Below are 19304 nucleotides of genomic sequence, written 5' to 3' on the forward strand. Positions count from 1 at the left end.
GTTCCCGGCGTGACCACACTCTCCCGGATCGGCCAGGGCCCCGCCGTCGTACGGCGGGGCCCTGCCCGGCACTTCGCGGCCGCCGCCCTGTGCCTGATCCTGCTCGCCCTGGCGGTCCTCGCCAGCGTCATGTTCGGCAGCAAGCCGACGTCGGCGGCCGACGTCCTCCGGGTCGTCACCGGTGACGGCGACGGCTACGTCCGTACCGTCGTCGAGAGCCGCTATCCGCGCACGGCGCTGGGCCTGCTCGCGGGCCTGTGCCTCGGGGTCGCCGGCACGCTGATGCAGGGCATCACCCGTAATCCGCTCGCCGAGCCGGGACTTCTCGGGATCAACGCGGGCGCGTCCGCCGCCATCGTCGCGGCGACCGCGTTCCTCGGGGCCGCGGGACAGCGCGAGACCATCTGGTGGGCCCTGGCCGGCGCCCTGGTGACCGGTGTGGTGGTCCACCTGGTCGGCACGGCGGGCGGCGGCGGCGGGCCGGTCCGCCTGGTGCTCGCGGGGGCGGTGCTCTCCGCCGTCCTCGCCGCGTTCATCCAGGCCGTCGCGCTGTCCCGGCCGCGGGTCTTCGACACGTACCGCTACTGGGTGGTCGGTTCGCTGGGCGGGCGCGGCTTCGACGCCTTCTGGGCCGTCCTGCCGTTCGCCGCCGTCGGTTTCGTCCTCGCCGTACTCCTCGCACCGGGGCTCAACGCGATGGCGATGGGCGACGACAAGGCCGCCTCCCTCGGCATCAGCCCCGCGCGCGTGAAGGGCGCCGGGCTCCTCGCGGCGACGCTGCTCAGCGCCGCCGCGACGGCCGCCGTCGGCCCCATCGCCTTCGTCGGGCTCGCCGTCCCGCACCTCGTCCGGGCGCTCGTGGGCGCCGACTTCCGCCTGCAGATCCTCTTCACCTCGCTCGCGGGGCCCGCGCTGCTGCTGTTCGCCGACGTCATCGGCCGGGTGCTGCTCCGCCCGCAGGAGCTCATGGTCGGCGTCGTCACGGCCTTCGTGGGCGCGCCCGCGCTGCTGTTCGCCGTCCGTCGTATGAAGGGAGCGGCATGAAGACCGCCGAGCGGATCGACACTCCGGCCGTGGCGGCGTCGCGGCCGCTGCGCCCCAAGGGCCGATGCCTCCTGCGGATCGGACCGTGGGTCTCGATCCCCGTCCGCCGGCCCACCGTCGTCGCCGCCGTGGTGACGCTGCTGCTGCTCCTGGCGGCGGCCGTGGCGACCCTGTCGATGGGGAGGCTCGGCATCGACCCGGCCGACCTTCCGTCGGCGCTCATGGGCGAGGCCACCGGCAAGAACGCCTTCGTACTGAACCGGCTGCGCGGCCCGCGGCTCGTGGTCGCCATCGCCTCCGGCGCGGCCTTCGGACTCTCCGGGGCGCTCTTCCAGTCGGTCACCCGCAACCCGCTGGGCAGTCCCGACGTGATCGGGCTCGGCGCGGGTTCCGGGGCGGGTGCGGCGGCCGCCGCGCTGTTCTTTCCCGACCTGGTGCCGGTGCCCCTCGGCGCGCTGCTCGGCGCGGTGGTCGCGATGGCCGTCGTCTACGTCTCCACCGGGACCGGCTTCCGCAATCCCGGGCGCCTGGTCGTGGCCGGGATCGGCGTCGCCGCGATGTCGACGGCCCTCACCCAGTACGTCGTCTACGCGGTCGAGCGGGACAAGGCCAGCGCCCTGACCGCCTACATCAACGGCAGCCTCGCCGCCCGCTCCTGGGACGACGCGACGACGATCTGGCTGGTGCTGGTCGTCTGTCTGCCGCTCGCGGCGCTCCTGGCCAGGCCGCTGAGCGTCGGCGAGATGGGCGACGACCTCGCGACCGGGCTGGGCGCCCGCCCGGCGCGCACGGCGACCGGGGCGGTCGTGCTGTCGATCGTCCTGTCCGCCGGCGCGGTCAGCGTCGCCGGACCGATCGCCTTCATCTCCCTGACGGCGCCGCAGATCGCCAAGCGCGTCACCCGCAGCGGCGGCCCGCACCTGGTCATGTCGACCCTGCTCGGCGCTCTGCTCCTGGTCCTCGCCGACCTCACCGCCCAGCAGTTGCCGCTCTTCGACAATCTGCCGGTCGGCCTGTACACGATGGCCGTCGGCGGGGCGTACCTCGGTTATCTGCTGCTGCGGGAGTGGAAGCGCCCCGCCTGATCCGTACCTCCGTACGTCCGCAGGGGGACCGCCACGGTGCGGTCCCCCTGTCTTCTACCGCTGTCGGTCCAGCGGCTCTCCCGCGCGCAGGTTCCAGCGGCCGGCGCGGCCGCTGAGGTGGACGGCGGTCAGGGGGCGGACGTCCAGGCGCCAGGCCGTCGCGTCCGGTGCCCCGAGCGCGTGGACCATCGCGGCGCGGATCACGTCCGGTTCGGCGACCGCTGTGACGCGGCCGGAGCCGGCCTGGAGCCCGTCGATCCAGGTGCCGACCCGGACGCGCAGGTCGCGCAGGGACTCCCCGCCGTGCGGGGCCGCCGTCGGATCGGACAGCCATGCGGCGACCCCCGCCTCCTCGGCGGCGGCCACAGCCACCAGGGACTGTCCGCGCCACCGTCCCATCGCGCAGCCGGCGAGTTCCTCCCGGGGCTCCGCGCGCAGGCCCAGGGCCTCCGCCGTGCGGCGGCAGCGCCGGGACGGCGAGGTGTACGCGCGCGGGGACGGGTCGACGGCCGACGCTACGGCCTCGGCCCGGGCGATCCCCGCCGGGTCGAGAGGACCGTCGTCGTCGAACCGGACCTCGCGCAGCGCTTCGCTCGTCGCGGGCGAGATCAGCGTCAGCCGGACTGTCATCGGAATCCTTTGCGGCGGCCTGAAGGCGGGCGGAGGAGGGTGGGTGGGGGCGTTCCCGGAGGGGCGCGCGACTCTACCCGGGGGCGTACGAAGGTGATCCAGGCCTCACGCCCTTGGCGGCGGTCCTCGCGCGCGGTACGGTCGGGCGACATTTCAACAGCGTGACGACGGCGAGACGGAAGTCCGGTGAGAATCCGGCACGGTCGCGCCACTGTATGCCGCGGCGTCCCCAGGGGGTGACGTCACGGCGAGTCAGACCCGTGGACCGTCGTCCTGCACCACCGTCTGGGACGCGAGTTCCCACAGGAGGTTCCATCATGGCCGAGGCCGTCGTCTCCGCTGCCGTTTCCACCCCTTCCGTCGCCGTCCCGGCTCCGCTGCCCGTGCGGGCCGTGCTGCCCTGGGCCTTCTTCGTCGGGCTCCTCGCGCTGATCGCGCTGTACTTCGTGGGCGCCGAGCAGGGCGCCACCTCCCTGATCGCGGGCACCGACGTGCACGAGTGGGTGCACGACGGTCGCCACCTGCTCGGCTTCCCCTGCCACTGAGAGGCGAGCGGTTCATGCATGCCTCAACCGTCAGATCCCTGCTGGTCCGCGGCATGCTCGCGGGCCTGATCGCCGGGCTCTTCGCCTTCGCCGTGGCCTACGCGGTCGGTGAACCGCCCGTGAACGGCGCGATCGCCGTGGAGGAGGCCCAGGCCGCCGCCCAGGAAGCCCCGCATGCCCACGGGGCACACGCGGGTCACGGGGGCACGGCCGCCACGGAGACCGCCGAAGAAGAGGAGGGGATCAGCCGCTCCACCCAGTCGACCTTCGGCCTCGCCACCGGGGTCCTCGTCTACGGGGTGGCGCTCGGTGGCATCGCGTCGCTGGCGTTCTCCTTCGCGCTGGGCCGCGTCGGCCGCTTCAGCCCCCGCGCGACGGCGGCGCTCACCGCCGCCGCGGCGTTCACCACCGTCTACCTGGTGCCGTTCCTCAAGTACCCGGCGACCCCACCGGCCGTCGGCAATCCGGACACCATCGGGAAGCGCACCACCCTGTTCTTCCTGATGATCCTGCTCAGCGTGCTCCTGGGCATCGCCGCCCTGATCGCCGGGCGCCGGCTCGCGCCGCGCCTGGGGAACTGGAACGCCACCCTGGCGGCCGGTGCCGGGTTCGTCCTCGTGACGGCGGTCGCCTTCGCCGTCCTGCCGGACAACGAGGACGCCGTCGCGGCGGGCTTCCCGGCCGCGCTCCTCTGGGAGTTCAGGCTCGCGTCGCTGGCCGTCCAGGCGGTGCTGTGGGCGGTGTTCGGAGTCGTCTTCGGCGTCCTCGCGCAGAAGGCGCTGGCACCCCGAACGGCCGTCGCCGACACGGACGTTCAGCTCGGGGCCCCGGCCGCCGGCTGACCGCCGACCCTCCCGAAGACGACGAGGCTGCCCCGCCCACCCCTCGGTGGGCGGCGCAGCCTCGTCGTCCCCGCTGACCGGCTTCCACAACCGGGGCCGGGACGCCGACCGTTGGACGGACCGGGAGCCCCGCCCTCCGTATACTGAACGCGCACGTCTCGTCACGTTCCGCGTACGGAGAGCTCCTCTTGGCTGGTCGTTCTCAGCTGGTCGACAGTGTCCGGCAGTCCACGGGTCCCGAGCCGACCGGCGGGCGGTCGGCGTGGCACGAGCGGGCCCGCCGGTCCGTCACCGCGGGCCGGGCGGACCCCGGGATCGTGGCCGAGGCGGAGGCCCTGGCGCGGGCCGGACGGCTGACCCCGCGCGACCTGCGCCTGCTGTTGCTCGTCACCGACGACGACCCGGTGTGGCGGACGGCCCGCCGCCTGGCCGTCGCCTCTCTCGGGAACACCCCGGAGCGGGCGCAGGACGTCCTCACCGCGCACGTCCAGATCGAGGTCTGGCCGCCTCTGGCGTACGACGAGACCGCCGAGCATCTGCCGGACGGGCGCGTGCGGCACACGGCCGCGGTACGGATCGGTCCCGCCGACGAGGCGGTGACGGGCCCCGCGCACAGCGGTCGCACCCTGCCCCGGGCCCGCCGGTCGGCTGCCCTGGCGCTGCTCCAGCGCCTGGCAGGGACCGACGGCGGCGAGGTGCCGGGCGGGGAGGCCCCGCCCTCCCGGCTGAGGCTGCCGGGGATGGGCACGGAAGCCTTCGAAACCCTCCTGCACGCCAGAGCGGAGGCCTCCGGCGGCCCTGGCGAGGAGCTCGCCGCCGAGGTCGCGCGCAGGGCCCGATCGGCGCGGCTGCGCCACCGCGACGTGCTGCTGCTCCTGTTCGGCGCCCGGGGCCCGGAGTGGCGCGAGCTGCGCCTGCTCGCCCTCGACCACGCGGCCCGCCTGCAGTCGGCGGCGGCGACGCTCCTGCGCTGGCGGGCGGAGGCACTGGACGCCGAGGCCCTGCACGCCGTCGTCCCGTCCGCCGGGGGCTACACCTCCCGCTGGAGCTGGCAGGCGGGCGAGGACGGCACCGTCGAGGGCCCCGAGCGCACGGCACGGGAACGCCGTCAGGCCGTACACCTCGGCGCGGTCGCGCTCCTGGCCCGGCTCGCCGAGCTCCCCGAACCCGAGGAGGAGCCGGAAGCGGACGGCGGCGGCACCCGGCAGACGGCCCGGATCCAGCCGGTTCCCCCGGGCCAGGACCCCGTGAAGTACCTGAACAAGTACACCCAGTTGGAGGTGATCTCCAAGCCGGAGTCGTCCTTCGCCAACGCGCCGAAAACCGTCTCCTGCTCCTACAGCTGCGTCCTCGTCCGCACCGGGGCCACCGTCCGCGCCGAAGGGAGGGGAAAGACGAAGGTGGACGCCCGGGGCGTGGCCGCCGCGGCGCTGATGAAGCGTCTGGTCGCCCTCGACGCCGAGGAGCCGGAAGTGGGCCGCCCGGCTCACGGACCCCAGGAACCGGCGACACGGCCCGTGCCGCGACCCCGGCCGGACGGCGGGGACGGACTCGGACCCGGTCGCGTACCCCTGTCCGGGCCAGGGCCTTCCCGCGTACCCGCGCCAGACCCGCGTCCCGCCCCCGCGCCCCCGCGCGCGTCGGGGATCTCGGCCGCCGAGGCCCTCCGGGAAGCGCTCGTGGCCGGATGTGCCGTCACCTTCCTTCCCTCCGAACACGGCGACGGCGCGACGGACGGGTTCCTGGTGCACCGCGCCGACGGCCGTCCGATGCCCGACCCCGGGCTCCCGGCGCCGTTGTCGGTGTGGCGCGGCGCGCTCCGGGGACCCTCGGGGCCCGCGCCCGTCCCGGTGGTCGGGTGGCGGGCTCCCCTGGCGCACGCCGTGCCCGTACTGCTGCGGCGGGAAGGGGGCTCGGGGTGGCATCCGACGGCGGACCAGTGGGAGCGCGCGGCCCGGCTGGGGCTCCAGGCCGTCGCGGCGGGGCGCGTCCACCCCGCGCTCACCGTGGACGGCGTGGACCGGTGGCGGATCGGGCCGCTGCCGGACGCCACCGCCCGTGCGGCGGAGGAGCTCGCGCGTCGGCTGTCCGCGCACGCCCCCGCCGTGGCCGGCGCGGACCGGTACGTGACGGCGGGGGACGCCCTTCCGGAGTTCCTCGATGCCCTGGCCGACCTGGTGCTGCGGACCCCGGCGGCGGCGCTCTTCGGCACAGGACCGTTCCTGGGGCCGTCCGGGCGGCCCCTGCCGGCCGCGGAGGCCGAGCTCGTACGCCCCTGGTTCGACGCCGTCGAGGACCGGCTGTACGACGGTCCGCCGCCCGGTCTCGTCGTCGAGATCGCCGACCCCTCCGAGGAGGAGGCCGCCGCCGGGCGGCTGACCGGCCGTCTGCTGCTGTCCGCCGACCCCGGGCGGCCGGACCGCGAGCTCCCCGCCGACGACCTGTGGGCCGGCCGGTCCGCCGTGCCCGGCGTGGAGCCGTACCGGCTGCGCGAACGGTCCCGGCGGCGCCTTGAGCGCCTGGCGCGCGACTGCGCGGCCCTGTCCGGGCTGCTCGCCTCGCCCGACCGGTGGGTCCTCGACGCGGAGGAGATCACCCGGCTGCTCGAAGCCGAACCCGCCCTGGCCGCCGAAGGCCTGGTGGTGCGCTGGCCCTCCCGGCTGCGCGAGCGGCTCTCCGCGCACACCGTCGTCGGGGAGGCGGGGGCAGAGGCCGCCTCGCGTGGCGGGAGCGGGGCGGGGGCGGCCGGCGGCGCGCCCCGGTTCAGTCTTCAGGCGCTGCTCGACTTCCGGTGGCAGCTCGCGCTCGCCGGGGACGCGCTGAGTGAGGCCGAGATGGACGAACTGGCCGAGGCCGCCCGCCCGCTGGTACGGGTGCGGGGGCGGTGGGTGCTGCTCGATCCCGGGACGACCGCTCGGGTGCGCCGCCGGGATCTGGGCCGTCTCCCCGGCATCGAGGCACTCACCGCCGCGCTCACCGGCACCGTCCGGGTCGGCGGCCTGACGGTGGAGTGCCGGGCCGGTGGAGGCCTCGCCGAGGTCGTCGCCGTCCTCCGGAAAGGGGAGCACGCCGCCCCGGTGCCGGCGCCCGCCCGGCTCGACGCCCGGCTGCGCGCGTACCAGGAGCGGGCGCTGGCCTGGCTCGCCCACACCGGGGAGATCGGCTTCGGGGCGGTCCTCGCCGACGACATGGGACTCGGCAAGACCCTCACCGCGATCGCCTACATCCTGCACCGGCACGAGGCCGGCCACCACGGCCCGGTCCTCGTGGTGTGCCCGTCGTCGCTCGTGACCAACTGGGAGCGGGAGATCCGCCGGTTCGCCCCGCACCTCGACGTGTCCGTCTACCACGGCACCCGGCGGAGCCTGGCCCCCGCCGCCGGCCACAGCGTCGTCCTCACCACCTACGGCGTCCTGCGCCGCGACGCCGGACTGGCCTCCGCCACCTGGGACCTCGTCGTCGCCGACGAGGCGCAGCACGCCAAGAACCACGCCTCCTCGACCGCCCGGTGTCTGCGCGCGCTCACCTCCACGGCCCGGCTCGCCCTGTCGGGGACTCCCGTGGAGAACAACCTCTCCGAGCTGTGGACCCTTCTCGACTGGGTCAACCCCGGACTCTTCGGCACGCTCAAGGCCTTCCGCTCCCGGTACGCGGCCGTCGCCGAACGCGAACCGGACGGTCCCGCCGCGCAGGCCCTCGCCCGGCTCGTCGCGCCGTTCCTGCTGCGCCGCCGCAAGACCGACCCGCTGGTCGCACCCGAGCTTCCCGCGAAGGTCGAGACCCGGCGGATCGTCGAGCTCACGCCCGAACAGGTCGCGCTGTACGAGGCGCTGGTCCGCGAGACGATGGAACAGCTCGGGGACTCCCCCGCCCTCGCGCGGTCCGGCCTCGTGTTCAAGCTGATCACCGCCCTGAAGCAGATCACCAACCACCCGGCCCACTACTGGGGCGAGGAGCACCCCGGCAGGACCCGCGTACGGGAGTTCGCGGCCCGGTCGGCCAAGCTCGCGGCCCTCACGGAGCTGGTCGAGACGATCACCGGGCGGGGCGAGGCGGCCCTCGTGTTCACCGGTTACGTGACGATGGGCCGGCTTCTGGTGGAGCACCTCGCCCACCTCGGGCATCGCCCGCTGTTCCTCCACGGCGGTCTGGACACCCGGCAGCGGCAGGAGCTCGTCGACGCCTTCCAGGCCGGCCACTCCCCCTTGTTCGTCCTGTCCGTCAAGGCGGGTGGCACCGGCCTCAACCTGACCCGGGCGAGTCACGTCGTGCACTTCGACCGCAGCTGGAACGCGGCGGTCGAGGACCAGGCCTCCGACCGGGCGCACCGGATCGGGCAGCGGCGGACCGTCACCGTCCACCGGCTGATCACCCGGGGCACGATCGAGGACCGGATCGACCAGCTGCTCACGCACAAGCGAACCCTCCAGGACTCGGTGCTCGCCTCGGGTGACGGCGGCCTGGCCCGGCTCTCGGACCGCGAACTCGCTGACCTCGTCAGCCTGGGAGACCCCTCGTGACCCCCGCTCCCCACGCCCTCGTGCTCACCGGCGTACTGGACGGCCTCACCGAGCAGCCACCGGCTCCGCTGCCTTCCCTCGAGGCCCTGCGCGCGCTGACCGCCGACGCGGCGCGGCGCGCGGCCGCCCTCCTGTCAGCCGCGGAGACCGCCGCCCCGGGGACCGCTGTCCCGGGCACGGCCGTCTCGGAGACCGCTGTCCCGGGCACGGCCGTCTCGGAGGCCGCTGTCCCCGAGGCCGCCGCGCCCGAGCCCGGCCGTTCCGACCGCACGCCGGCCGGCATCACCGTCGACATCGCGCGTTTCGTGGCCGAGACGGGGGAGGCGCATCTGGCGGCCGGCGCCGCCCATCTCGGCCTGTCCGTTCCGGAGATGCGCCGGCTGGCCGCCGCCCACCGGTTCGGCGGCCCGGCCGGGGTCACCACCTGTCTCGCGCCGCAGCCGGCCGACCCGGACGTCCTCGCCGCCGCCGAGCACGCCGTGCAGCCACTCCGTCCCGCCCCGACCGCCCCCGTGGAGCGCCACCACAACCACCTCACCGACACTCCCGCGCGTGTCCAGCTGCGGTACGGCCCCGACGGGCTCTGGCACCCGTACGCCGAGCGCTTCGACATCTGGCAACCCGCCGGCCCGCCGCACCCGGACCCCGCCGCCGCCTACCGGTCCGCGAGGGCGGCACTCCGGGGGACGACCGGGCGGTGAACGCCGGAGGTGCAGGGCCGCCGTGTCGTCGCCCATGCCGAGCTTCGTTCACCCCTCCTCCTGGGAGCGCTCTCAAGCCCGTACGGGGCTACGGATATCCTGGTCCGCGCGGGACCGCACACCCCTTGCCGGACCCGCACGCCCCGTCCCGCCGACGCAGCCGAGGAGCGCACGCCTTGCCCGAGCAGAGCACGGGGCCCCGCCCCACGCTGGAAGCCGTCGCGGCACGCGCCGGTGTCTCCCGCGCCACGGTCTCCCGGGTCGTCAACGGGGGCGCGGGCGTGCGCGCTCCCCTGGTGGAGAAGGTGCACAGGGCGGTCGAGGAGCTCGGTTACGTGCCGAACCAGGCGGCCCGGACCCTGGTCACACGGCGCAACGGCGCCGTGGCCGTGATCATCGCGGAGCCCGAGTTCCGGATCTTCTCGGACCCGTTCTTCGAGCAGCAGGTGCGGGGGATCAGCCGGGAACTGACCGCCCACGACTCCCAGTTGGTGCTGCTCTGGGTGGAGGGTCCCGGGGACCACGAGCGGATAGCGCGCTATCTCGGCGGCGGACACGTCGACGGGGCGCTGGCCTTCTCGCTGCACAGCGACGACGCCCTGCCGTCCGTGATCGAGCGGGCCAGGATCCCGGTGGTCTTCGGCGGACGGCCCGCGCCCGGGACCGATCCGGCCGTGCCCTTCGTCGACTGCGACAACCGCGGTGGGGCCCGGGAGGCGGTGCGGCATCTGGTGGGTCTCGGGCGGCGGAACATCGCGCACATCTCCGGTCCCACCGACCAGACGTCCGCGATCGACCGGATCCACGGCTATCGGGACGTCCTCCTCGACGCCGACCCCGCGCTGCTGTGCCGGGGCGATTTCACGGAGGAGAGCGGGGCCCGGGCGATGGCTGAGCTCCTCGGCCGGCGGCCGGACGTGGACGGCGTGTTCGTCGCGAACGACCTGATGGCGTCGGGGGCGTTGCGGACCCTGCGGGAGCGCGGGGTGCGGGTGCCGGAGGAGGTGGCCGTGGTCGGATTCGACGACATGGCGTCGGTGGTCGACAGCACCGTCCCGGCCCTGACCACCGTGCACCAGGACATCGAGGGGATGGGCCGGCTGATGGTGAAGCTGCTCATGCGACTGCTCGACGGCGCCGGCCCCGAGATCCCGGCCTCCGTGATCACCCCGACCTCGCTGGTCCGCCGCGCCTCCGCCTGACGGCGTACGCGAGACGGCGGACCCGGACGACGTGTCCGGGTCCGCCGCCTTCTCACAGGGAGGTCAGCCGTACGGGATGACGAGAACGGACCGGTCCGTGCCCGTCTGGAGCCTGGAGTCGCCGTTACCGATCGCGCTCCAGACCTCGAGCCGGACCGTACCGCCGCGCAGGTCTCCGAGCGTGCCGGTGGCGGTCTTCAGGCCGCGGGACTGGCCGTACTCCTCCCAGCCGGTGACCGGGTCGGTCGCGAAGTACTGGTACGTCTCCGTCCGGTCGAAGGTGCCGTCGCCGGTGAGGTCGTAGCTGACACGGGCCTGCTGGCCGAGACCGACCACGGTGCCGGCGTCGACCTGGAGCCGGAAGGCGGTCGAACCTCCGCTCTTGAGGGTGCCGTTGACGTTCCTGGCCTCGTAGACGAGGGGCCGGTTCGGGGTGCCGTCGTGGTTGGCGCCCTGTGCCGAGAGGATGGTGTCGCTGCCGGCCGTGGCTCCGGTGGCCGTGGTGAGGGCGCCGCCGGTGCGGAGCTGGAAGGTGTCGCCCGTGGAGGGCTGCGGGTCGGGGCCGGGGCCTCCCGCGCCGGTACCGGTCGCGGTGGAACGGGCGGGGACAGTGAGGGACTTGCCGTCGGAGAAGGTGACCGTGCGCGCGGTCGTTCCGTGGTTGTGGGCCACGTACGTGCGGGTGGTGCCCTTGGTGAAGACGGCGGAGGTGGGGATCGACCCGGTGACCGTCGCGTCGGGCGCGCCGAGCGTGTCGAGCGCCGTGAGCCAGTGGTAGGTGTGGGCCCTCGACTCCCCCGCCTCCGGGGTGTATCCGGCGCTGCCCGCGTCCCACTTGGCCTTGGCGGCGCCGGGATCGGCGAGGGACTGGAACTCCCAGAGGATGTCGCGCCATTCGACGGCGGGACCGCCGTTCTCGCGTTCCATCTCGGCGATGTTGCGCCGGACGGCGTCCTGGTGTCCGCCGAGCTGGAGCGAACCTCCGGTCACGGGGAGGACGTTGATGCCGTGGATCTCCTCCGGGTTCGCGGTCCACCAGGTGGAGTACGCGGCGCCGCTGCCCCACACCATGCCGGCGGTGTCGTGCTGGAAGGCGGCGGGGAAGACCTGCTGGTCGGCGTCGAACCAGTACTGGGCGACGGCCTCGCCCTCGGTCGTCAGCAGGTAGGTGCCGAGGTCACGGAGCTGGGTGTCGCCGGTGGCCGAGCCCCAGAGGACGAGGGCGGCGCTGAGGTTGGTCGACTCCGAGGAGGACTCCTGGTTGTTGCCGGCGGCGAAGCCCTGGTGGCCGCTGGCCCAGCTGTGTCCGGCGTAGACGTCGAAGCCGCGCAGGAAGGGGAAGGCGCTGTCGGTTCGGCTGGGGTTGGCGGTGTCCCTGACCAGGGTCTTGACCATGGCGCCCCAGGCCGAGTCGGCGGCCCAGGCCGGGTCGTACTGGGCGACGATCGCGGCCGCGTACACGTAGTAGCCGTAGTGGAAGTGGTGGTCGTTGAGTTCGGTGTCGCTGCCGTAGGAGGCCGGATAGCCGGTGAGCGTCTTCCATGCCTGGTCGTACGAGAACTCGTTGGCGCCGCCGGCCGTGAGCCAGTCCTGGAGACGGCCCTTGATCAGCCCGAGGAGTCTGTCGCGGATCGCGCCCTCCCCGATCTGGTCGGCGAGCGGGACCAGCTGGGCGAGCTTGCCGAGGGCCTTGCCGGTCCAGTACGTGTCGGTGGCACCGGAGAACGGGTCGGCGGAGTTCGCGACCTCGTTCAGGTAGCCGCGCAGCCGGGCCGGGTCCACGCCGGCGCCCGGGAGCCCCGGCAGGGTGGCGGCGGCCCGCTGGGAGGTCGTGAAGGAGGCCGACTCACGGACCTTCATGGTGCCGCGGGGCGAGACGTACGTGTAGGGGGTGAGCGGGTCGGCGGTGTGCAGCCACTGGTGGCGGTAGAGCGCCTGCAGGGTGCCGCGTTCGGTGCCCTCCTTCGCCTCGGTGGTCAGGGTGTACGTGGCGCGGACGGTTCCCGCGTCGTAGCTCCAGTTCACGGTGGATCCGGTGACGAAGCTGTACGCGTACTTCCGGTACGTGGCGAGGGCGTCGGTGGAGGGCAGTACGGCGACGGAGAAGTAGTCCTTGCCGCCGAGGCCCGCCGTGACGGTCGAGCCGGAGACCGTCCAGTCGGTGCCGCTGGGCGCGAACAGGGCGTAGTGGTGGCCCGCGACGGTGATGCCGAGGACGTTGCCCTGGTCCGCGAAGACGGTGGGGGTGGCGGCGGTGGTGATCTGGGCGCTGCCGCCGGACCCCTTGGCGTACACGAACGGCATGCCGTGGCCGATGGTGGTGCGCAGGGTTCGGGTCCCGTCGGACCAGGAGGGGGTGACGGTCCAGTCGGACCAGGCGTCGGCTCTGGTGTCGGGCGAGTTGAGGCCGGTGAGGCCGAGGGTGAGGTCGCGCTTGTGGGCGAACTCGTACTGGCGTCCGTCGCCGACGATCGCCGGGCTGGTGGGGTAACCGATCTCCAGGCCGCCGGCGACGGCCTGGTACGTGAGCGGGTGGCCGTACATGGGGGTGGAGTACGGGTTGTCTCCGTACCGCTGGAAGGCGAGGGAGGACCACCAGTCGTTGGTGGGGACCGGCTTGCCCTGGGCGGCGGGGGTGACCTTGGGGGCGACCGGTGTGCCGGTGTTGGTGGTGGGCCCGGACGTGCCGGCGGGGCGGGTGTCGGAGTAACTCCCGGCGCCCACCGGGACGGTGGCCGCCGCCGCAGGACCGGCGGCGGAGCCGAGTCCCAGGGCGGCGAGGGCGGAGACCAGAACCAGCGCTGTGGCCTGTCTGATGCGGGGGGCTGGCATGGAGGAGCACCTCGTGTCGTCGCGCGGATGGGGGTGTGCGGGAAGGGGGTGAGAGCGCTCTCAAATCGTCGGCAACGTAAAACCTGCGAAACGACTGTGTCAATGGATTGAACACAGAAGGGCGTTGAGGGCTCGTCCCGTCCGATACGCCTTCGAGCCTTGACGGACGACCCTCTCCACGGGCACGCTCCCTCCGCAGGCTTGAGAGCGCTCTCAGACGCTCTCGCTCGTTCCGGAGCCAAGGAGGCTTCCCATGCCCATCGCCCGAGCCGCCAGGAGAACCGCCGTCCGCCTGGGGGCGGTCGCTCTCACCGGGGCACTGCTCGCCGCCTGCGGAGGTTCGACGGACGGCGCGTCCGGGGACGGCGCCGGGGGCGAGGTCACGATCACCGTGGACCTGTTCGGCTCCTTCGGGTACAAGGAGGCCGGGCTCTACGCGGAGTACGAGAAGCTCCACCCCGGCGTCACGATCAAGCAGACGGACACCGAGGACGAGGCCGACTACTGGAAGTCCCTCCAGACCCGGCTCGCCGGCGGCGGCGGCCTCGCGGACGTGCAGGGCATCGAGGTCGGCCGGATCGCATCCGTCACCCAGCAGCAGGCCGAACGGTTCGAGGACCTGAGGAAGTACGGGGCGGAGGCGCTCCAGGACCAGTTCGCCCCGGCCAAGTGGGCCGCTGCCACCGGCAAGGGCGGCGAGGTCCTCGGACTCGGCACGGACGTCGGCCCCGAGGCCCTGTGCTACCGCGCGGACCTGTTCAAGCAGGCCGGACTGCCGACCGACCGCGAGGAACTGGCGAAGAAGTGGGCCACCTGGGACGGCTACCTGGAGCTCGGGAAGCAGTACAAGGCGAAGGCCCCGGCCAGGAGCGCGTGGATCGACAGCGTCGGCAGCCTGTACTCGATCATGATCGGGCAGGAGAAGGAGCGGTACTACGACGCCTCCGGGAAGCTGATCTGGGAGGACAATCCCGCCCTGCGCACCGCCTGGGACCACGCGGTTCAGGCCGCGCAGGGCGGCCTGAGCGCCAAGCTCGACCAGTGGTCCCCTCAGTGGAACCAGGCCTTCGCCGCCGGTTCCTTCGCCACGATCCCCTGCCCCGCCTGGATGCTCGGCTACATCAAGGGCCAGGCCGGAGAGGCCGGCAAGGGCAAGTGGGACGTCGCCGCGCTCCCCGGGGGCGCCGGGAACTGGGGCGGCTCCTACCTGGCCGTGCCCAGGGCCGCGCAGCACAAGAAGGAGGCGTACGAGCTGATCAAGTGGCTCACCGCGCCCGCGCAGCAGACCCGGCTCTTCGAGAAGCAGGGCAACTTCCCCTCCGCGACCGGCGCGATCGAGAAGGTCGCCGACGCGAAGGACCCCTACTTCTCCGACGCGCCGATCGGGAGGATCTTCGGCGACGCGGCGAAGGCGGCGCCCGTCCAGGTCCTCGGCGTGCACGACCAGAACATCGCCCAGCAGATCACCAACGCGCTGAGCGAGGTCGAACGCAAGGGCACCGCACCCGAGAAGGCCTGGTCGAACGCCAAGAAGGGCGTCGAGAACACGATCGGCTGACGCACGCCGCCGAGCCCGCGTCGGAGCGTCGGCCCCGGTTCCCCGGCAGGGTGACGACGACGGTCCCCGCCGGGCGGCCGGCGGTGGCCCCCGCGCCGGGCGCTCGGCCCCGGCTCCCTGGTCCCCCGACCCACCGCCGGCGTCAGCACCGCCCGGCTGTGCTCCTCCACCCCCGCACACTCACCGAAGGGCCGCACCGTGACCCTCACCGCACCCCTGGCACCGGCTCCGCCGCGCGCCGTCCCGCCGGCCCGGCCGGGGGCCGCGCGGCGGGCCTGGCGGACGGTCTCGCCGTACGCCTACCTCGCCCCGTTCTTCACCCTGTTCGCCGCCTTCGGCCTCTTCCCGCTGCTCTACACGGCCTTCGTCTCGCTGTACCGGGTGGAGCTCCAGACGCCCGGCTCGATGGAGTGGCGCGGCCTCGGCAACTACACCGCGCTCCTCGGTGACGACTACTTCTGGCTCGCGCTGCGCAACACCTTCACCATCGGCGTCCTCTCCACCGTGCCGCAGCTGGTGATCGCCCTCGGGCTCGCGCATCTGCTGAACTACCGGATGCGCGGCCGCACCTTCCTGCGGACGGCGGTCCTCCTGCCGTACGCGACCTCGGTCGCCGCCGCCACCCTCGTCTTCGCCCAGCTCTTCGGCCGGGACTTCGGGCTGATCAACTACGCGCTCGGTCTGATCGGCGTCGAACCCGTCGACTGGCAGAACGGCACGGTCGCCTCGCAGATCGCGGTGTCCACGGTCGTCATCTGGCGCTGGACCGGCTACAACGCGCTGATCTACCTGGCCGGCATGCAGTCCATCCCCGACGAGCTGTACGAGGCGGCCGCCATGGACGGGGCCTCGCGGTGGCGCCAGTTCTTCCATGTCACGCTGCCGGGGCTGCGGCCCACGATCCTCTTCACCGTGATCGTCTCCACGATCGGCGCGACCCAGCTGTTCGGCGAGCCGCTGCTGCTCGAAGGCTCGATCTCGGGCGGCATCTCGCACCAGTACCAGACGCTCGGCCTCTACATGTACGAGCAGGGCTGGGGCTTCTTCCACCTGGGCCGGGCGGCGGCCATCGCCTGGGTGATGTTCCTGCTCATCGTGGTGCTCGTCGGGCTCAACGCCCTGATCGCGCGCCGCCGTTCCCGCAAGGAGGCCGACCGATGACCGCGCCCGTCCGCCCGGCACCGCGCGGTCCCGCACGGGCGGGGCGCACCCTGCACGCCGGGCCGCTCGCCTACGCGGTCCTCGTCGTCGCCGTGCTGTTCTCCGCCTTCCCGTTCTACTGGACGATCGTCGCCGCGAGCCGCTCCAACGCCGACCTGGCGAAGGTCCCGCCGGCCCTGCTGCCGGGCCCGCACCTGATGCGCAACTTCGAGGCCGTCCTCGAAGAGGCCGACATCGGCAAGGCGCTGCTGAACTCGCTCCTCGTCTCCGGTTCGATCACCCTCGGCACGGTCCTGTGCTGCACGCTCGCCGGTTTCGCCTTCGCGAAGCTCCGCTTCCGGGGCCGGGGCGCGCTGCTCGCGGTGACCGTGGGCACCATGATGATCCCGCCGCAGCTGGGGGTGATCCCCCTGTTCATGCTGATCGCCCGGCTCGGCTGGGTGAACCAGCTGCAGTCGGTGATCCTGCCCGGCCTGGTGTCGGCGTTCGGGGTGTTCTTCATGCGCCAGTACCTGGTGCAGTCGCTGCCGGACGAGCTGATCGAGGCGGCCCGGGTCGACGGCGCGTCCACCGCCCGGATCTTCTGGTCGATCGTGGTGCCGATCGCCCGGCCCGGGATGGCCGTGCTCGGTCTGCTGACCTTCATGGCCGCGTGGAACGACTTCTTCTGGCCCATCGTCGCCCTGTCCTCCTCCGAGCCCACCGTCCAGGTCGCGCTGCGTCAGCTCGGCGGCGGCTACGTCCACGACCAGTCCGTGATCATGGCGGGCACCCTCCTCGGCACCCTGCCGGTGCTGCTCGTCTTCGGGCTTCTCGGCCGGCAGATCGTCGGCGGGATCATGCAGGGCGCCGTCAAGGGCTGACGCCCGCGCCAGGGTTGCCCGGATTCCGCCGGCCACGGGCTGATGCCCGTCCCTCTTTTCCCTCCTCTCCCCCAGACCTCTCACTCCAGGGAGTTCCCATCCCATGACCGCGCTCGACGCCCACACCGACGTCACGACCGCTCTCCGCTTCCCCGAGGGCTTCCGCTGGGGTACCGCCACGGCCGCGTACCAGATCGAGGGGGCCGCCGCCGAGGACGGCCGCACCCCTTCCATCTGGGACACCTTCAGCCGTACGCCCGGCAAGGTGCGCAACGGCGACACCGGTGACATCGCCGCCGACCACTACCACCGGGTCGACGAGGACGTCGCCCTCATGCGGCGGCTCGGCGTGACCGACTACCGCTTCTCGATCGCCTGGCCGCGCGTGCAGCCCACCGGGCGCGGCCCGGCCGTCCGCAAGGGCCTGGACTTCTACCGGCGGCTCGCCGACACGCTCCGGGAGGCCGGGATCCGGCCGGTGGCGACGCTCTACCACTGGGACCTGCCCCAGGAACTGGAGGACGCGGGCGGCTGGCCGCACCGGGAGACGGCGTACCGGTTCGCCGACTACGCGGCGATCATGGCGGACGCTCTCGGTGACCGTGTCGCCACCTGGACGACGCTCAACGAGCCCTGGTGCGCGGCCTTCCTCGGGTACGGCAACGGTGTGCACGCCCCGGGCCGGACGAGCGACCTCGCCGCGCTGCGCGCCGCGCACCACCTCAACCTCGCGCACGGCCTCGCGGCACGGGCGCTGCGCGGTGCCCTGCCCGGTTCGGCGGAGGTGTCCCTGACCCTCAATCTCCATGCCGTACGGGCTCGTTCGCAGGCTCCGGCGGATCTGGACGCGGCCCGCCGGATCGATGCCGTCGGCAACCGGATCTTCCTCGACCCGGTGTTCCACGGCCGGCTTCCCGAGGATCTGGTCCTCGACACGGCGTCCGTCACGGACTGGTCGTTCGTCGAGGACGGCGATCTGGCGACGACGGCCGCGCCGATCGACTCCCTCGGCATCAACTACTACACCCCGTCCGTCGTCGCGGCCGGTTCCTCCGAGTCGCCGTCGCCGTGGGCGGGCGCCGAGCGGCATGTGCGGTTCGAGCCGGCGCCCGGGCCGCGCACCGCCATGGACTGGCCGGTGGACGCGGACGGGCTGCACGAGCTCCTGGTCCGGCTGCGGGACGAACTGCCGGGCGTGCCGCTGGTGATCACCGAGAACGGCGCGGCGTACGACGACTACGCCGACCCCTCGGGGAACGTGAAGGACCCGGAGCGGGTGGCGTACCTGCACGCGCACCTGGCGGCGGTGCACCGGGCGCTCGCGGACGGCGCCGACGTGCGCGGGTACTTCCTGTGGTCGCTGCTCGACAACTTCGAGTGGGCGTACGGCTACAGCAAGCGGTTCGGCATCGTCCATGTGGACTTCGCGACGCAGCGCCGGACCCCGAAGGACAGCGCCCGCTGGTACGCGGAGGTCATCGCCCGGGGCGGTCTCGGGGAGTCCTGAGACCGCCCGGCCGGGGAGCTACTTCCGCAGGGCGCCGGCGACGAAGTTCTGGGTGAGCGCGGCGGCCGAAGCGACCGGGACGTACTGGTCGCCGAACGGGAAGAAGTCCACGACTCCTGCCGCTCCGTAGTTCGCCCAGAGGCAGGTCGTCATGGGGAAGGTGTCGGTGACGTTCTGCCGGCACTTCACGACGAGGGTGCTGCTGGTGACGGTCTCCGGGGCGCCCGTGAGATTGCGGCCGTAGTCCTTCGCCAGGTCCATGGACGCGTCGAAGAGGCGGTTCAGGGAGGCGGCGGGGTCCGGCACGTTCTCGTACAGGTTGGTCCTGGCGGTGAAGGTGGGGGCCGAGGCGGACATGGTGCCCTTGCGGAGGACGGTGCGGGGGCTGCCGAAGCAGGACACCTCGTCGGCGATGTCCTGGCTGTCGTCCTCGATCTCCTTCAGGCCGTCGTCGCCGGTGACCCTCATGTCGAGATCGCTGCCGAAGTGGAAGCCGCCGTCGCCCTCGTCGCAGACGAGGCCTTCCATAGCGGGCACGACGACGGTGGTGTAGCGGGTGCCCGGGTCGGGCGCGAGCTTCTCCGTCTTCGGCTGCCCGGAGTCCCCGGCCGAGGCCGGCTGCTCCGCCGCCCGCTTGCCGTCCGCCGGTTCTCCGGAACCGCAGCCCGCCACCGCAGATGCCAGAACGACCGCGGCGACGACTGTCCTCAACCTGGTCACGTGCACGTCCCCCGGGATGTCGCGTAGTTGATCAAGATCTCGCCGATCATACGGGGAACTCCGGGACCCGGTCCGCGACCGGGTGATCCGCGGC

Annotated in this window: 14 protein-coding genes; 11 read left to right on the top strand and 3 right to left on the bottom strand. The window is 73.3% G+C overall.

Going from position 1 to position 19304, the window contains the following annotated elements:
• The first annotated feature begins 9 nt into the window (after nucleotides 1-9).
• Both ACZ51I_RS07180 and ACZ51I_RS07185 read left to right on the top strand, forming a co-directional pair.
• Complete coding sequence (locus tag ACZ51I_RS07180; protein WP_468872146.1) at nucleotides 10-1044, top strand: FecCD family ABC transporter permease; 1035 nt, start codon at nucleotides 10-12, stop codon at nucleotides 1042-1044.
• Complete coding sequence (locus ACZ51I_RS07185) at nucleotides 1041-2129, top strand: FecCD family ABC transporter permease (protein WP_468872148.1); 1089 nt, start codon at nucleotides 1041-1043, stop codon at nucleotides 2127-2129. The genes ACZ51I_RS07180 and ACZ51I_RS07185 overlap by 4 nt, the downstream gene beginning before the upstream one ends.
• A 54-nt stretch (nucleotides 2130-2183) precedes the next feature.
• Here the strand turns inward: ACZ51I_RS07185 and ACZ51I_RS07190 are convergent, their stop codons facing one another.
• The gene (locus ACZ51I_RS07190) at nucleotides 2184-2759 is read right to left on the bottom strand and encodes a histidine phosphatase family protein (RefSeq protein WP_468872149.1); all 576 of its coding nucleotides are present in this window, start codon (nucleotides 2757-2759) and stop codon (nucleotides 2184-2186) included.
• Nucleotides 2760-3076: 317 nt separating this feature from the next.
• Here ACZ51I_RS07190 and ACZ51I_RS07195 point away from each other — a divergent pair, with 317 nt between their 5' ends.
• From ACZ51I_RS07195 to ACZ51I_RS07215, 5 genes are all read left to right on the top strand, one after another.
• The gene (locus tag ACZ51I_RS07195) at nucleotides 3077-3304 is read left to right on the top strand and encodes a CbtB domain-containing protein (protein ID WP_356904422.1); all 228 of its coding nucleotides are present in this window, start codon (nucleotides 3077-3079) and stop codon (nucleotides 3302-3304) included.
• A 14-nt stretch (nucleotides 3305-3318) separates the two neighbouring features.
• Nucleotides 3319-4146 (top strand): CbtA family protein, encoded by an 828-nt coding sequence (locus ACZ51I_RS07200; RefSeq protein ID WP_468872151.1) that lies wholly within the window; start codon nucleotides 3319-3321, stop codon nucleotides 4144-4146.
• Nucleotides 4147-4334: 188 nt separating this feature from the next.
• Nucleotides 4335-8666 carry a DEAD/DEAH box helicase gene (locus ACZ51I_RS07205; protein ID WP_468872152.1) on the top strand — a complete coding sequence of 1444 codons (4332 nt, stop codon included), beginning with the start codon at nucleotides 4335-4337 and terminating at the stop codon, nucleotides 8664-8666.
• A complete protein-coding gene (locus tag ACZ51I_RS07210) occupies nucleotides 8663-9367 on the top strand; it encodes a hypothetical protein (RefSeq protein ID WP_468872153.1) in 705 nt (234 codons plus the stop codon). The genes ACZ51I_RS07205 and ACZ51I_RS07210 overlap by 4 nt, the downstream gene beginning before the upstream one ends.
• A 176-nt stretch (nucleotides 9368-9543) precedes the next feature.
• Nucleotides 9544-10569, top strand: coding sequence for a LacI family DNA-binding transcriptional regulator (locus tag ACZ51I_RS07215; protein ID WP_468872154.1), 1026 nt, complete (start codon nucleotides 9544-9546; stop codon nucleotides 10567-10569).
• A 63-nt stretch (nucleotides 10570-10632) separates the two neighbouring features.
• On the opposite strand, the gene ACZ51I_RS07220 is transcribed toward ACZ51I_RS07215, so the two are convergent.
• Entirely contained in the window at nucleotides 10633-13401 is a 2769-nt protein-coding gene (locus ACZ51I_RS07220; RefSeq protein ID WP_468872156.1) for a glycosyl hydrolase, read from the bottom strand.
• 253 nt (nucleotides 13402-13654) lie between these two features.
• On the opposite strand from ACZ51I_RS07220, the gene ACZ51I_RS07225 reads away from it, so the two are divergent.
• From ACZ51I_RS07225 to ACZ51I_RS07240, 4 genes are all read left to right on the top strand, one after another.
• Nucleotides 13655-14959 carry an ABC transporter substrate-binding protein gene (locus ACZ51I_RS07225; protein ID WP_468872158.1) on the top strand — a complete coding sequence of 435 codons (1305 nt, stop codon included), beginning with the start codon at nucleotides 13655-13657 and terminating at the stop codon, nucleotides 14957-14959.
• 198 nt (nucleotides 14960-15157) lie between these two features.
• Nucleotides 15158-16120 carry a carbohydrate ABC transporter permease gene (locus ACZ51I_RS07230; protein WP_468872159.1) on the top strand — a complete coding sequence of 321 codons (963 nt, stop codon included), beginning with the start codon at nucleotides 15158-15160 and terminating at the stop codon, nucleotides 16118-16120.
• Nucleotides 16117-16983 carry a carbohydrate ABC transporter permease gene (locus ACZ51I_RS07235; RefSeq protein ID WP_468872161.1) on the top strand — a complete coding sequence of 289 codons (867 nt, stop codon included), beginning with the start codon at nucleotides 16117-16119 and terminating at the stop codon, nucleotides 16981-16983. The genes ACZ51I_RS07230 and ACZ51I_RS07235 overlap by 4 nt, the downstream gene beginning before the upstream one ends.
• Before the next feature lie 103 nt (nucleotides 16984-17086).
• Nucleotides 17087-18490, top strand: a complete 1404-nt coding sequence (locus ACZ51I_RS07240) for a GH1 family beta-glucosidase (protein ID WP_468872164.1) — start codon at nucleotides 17087-17089, stop codon at nucleotides 18488-18490.
• Nucleotides 18491-18508: 18 nt separating this feature from the next.
• Here the strand turns inward: ACZ51I_RS07240 and ACZ51I_RS07245 are convergent, their stop codons facing one another.
• Entirely contained in the window at nucleotides 18509-19210 is a 702-nt protein-coding gene (locus ACZ51I_RS07245) for a hypothetical protein (protein ID WP_468872167.1), read from the bottom strand.
• Between the last annotated feature and the right edge of the window lie 94 nt (nucleotides 19211-19304).

The sequence above is a fragment of the Streptomyces sp. NPDC034084 genome, from assembly GCF_055575535.1.

What these genes read in the sequence shown, in the direction of transcription:
- ACZ51I_RS07185 (WP_468872148.1), top strand. Translation starts at nt 1,041, where the DNA reads ATGAAGACCGCCGAGCGGATCGACACTCCGGCCGTGGCGGCGTCGCGG.
- ACZ51I_RS07190 (WP_468872149.1), bottom strand. Translation starts at nt 2,759, where the DNA reads ATGACAGTCCGGCTGACGCTGATCTCGCCCGCGACGAGCGAAGCGCTG.
- ACZ51I_RS07195 (WP_356904422.1), top strand. Translation starts at nt 3,077, where the DNA reads ATGGCCGAGGCCGTCGTCTCCGCTGCCGTTTCCACCCCTTCCGTCGCC.
- ACZ51I_RS07200 (WP_468872151.1), top strand. Translation starts at nt 3,319, where the DNA reads ATGCATGCCTCAACCGTCAGATCCCTGCTGGTCCGCGGCATGCTCGCG.
- ACZ51I_RS07220 (WP_468872156.1), bottom strand. Translation starts at nt 13,401, where the DNA reads ATGCCAGCCCCCCGCATCAGACAGGCCACAGCGCTGGTTCTGGTCTCC.
- ACZ51I_RS07225 (WP_468872158.1), top strand. Translation starts at nt 13,655, where the DNA reads ATGCCCATCGCCCGAGCCGCCAGGAGAACCGCCGTCCGCCTGGGGGCG.
- ACZ51I_RS07235 (WP_468872161.1), top strand. Translation starts at nt 16,117, where the DNA reads ATGACCGCGCCCGTCCGCCCGGCACCGCGCGGTCCCGCACGGGCGGGG.
- ACZ51I_RS07240 (WP_468872164.1), top strand. Translation starts at nt 17,087, where the DNA reads ATGACCGCGCTCGACGCCCACACCGACGTCACGACCGCTCTCCGCTTC.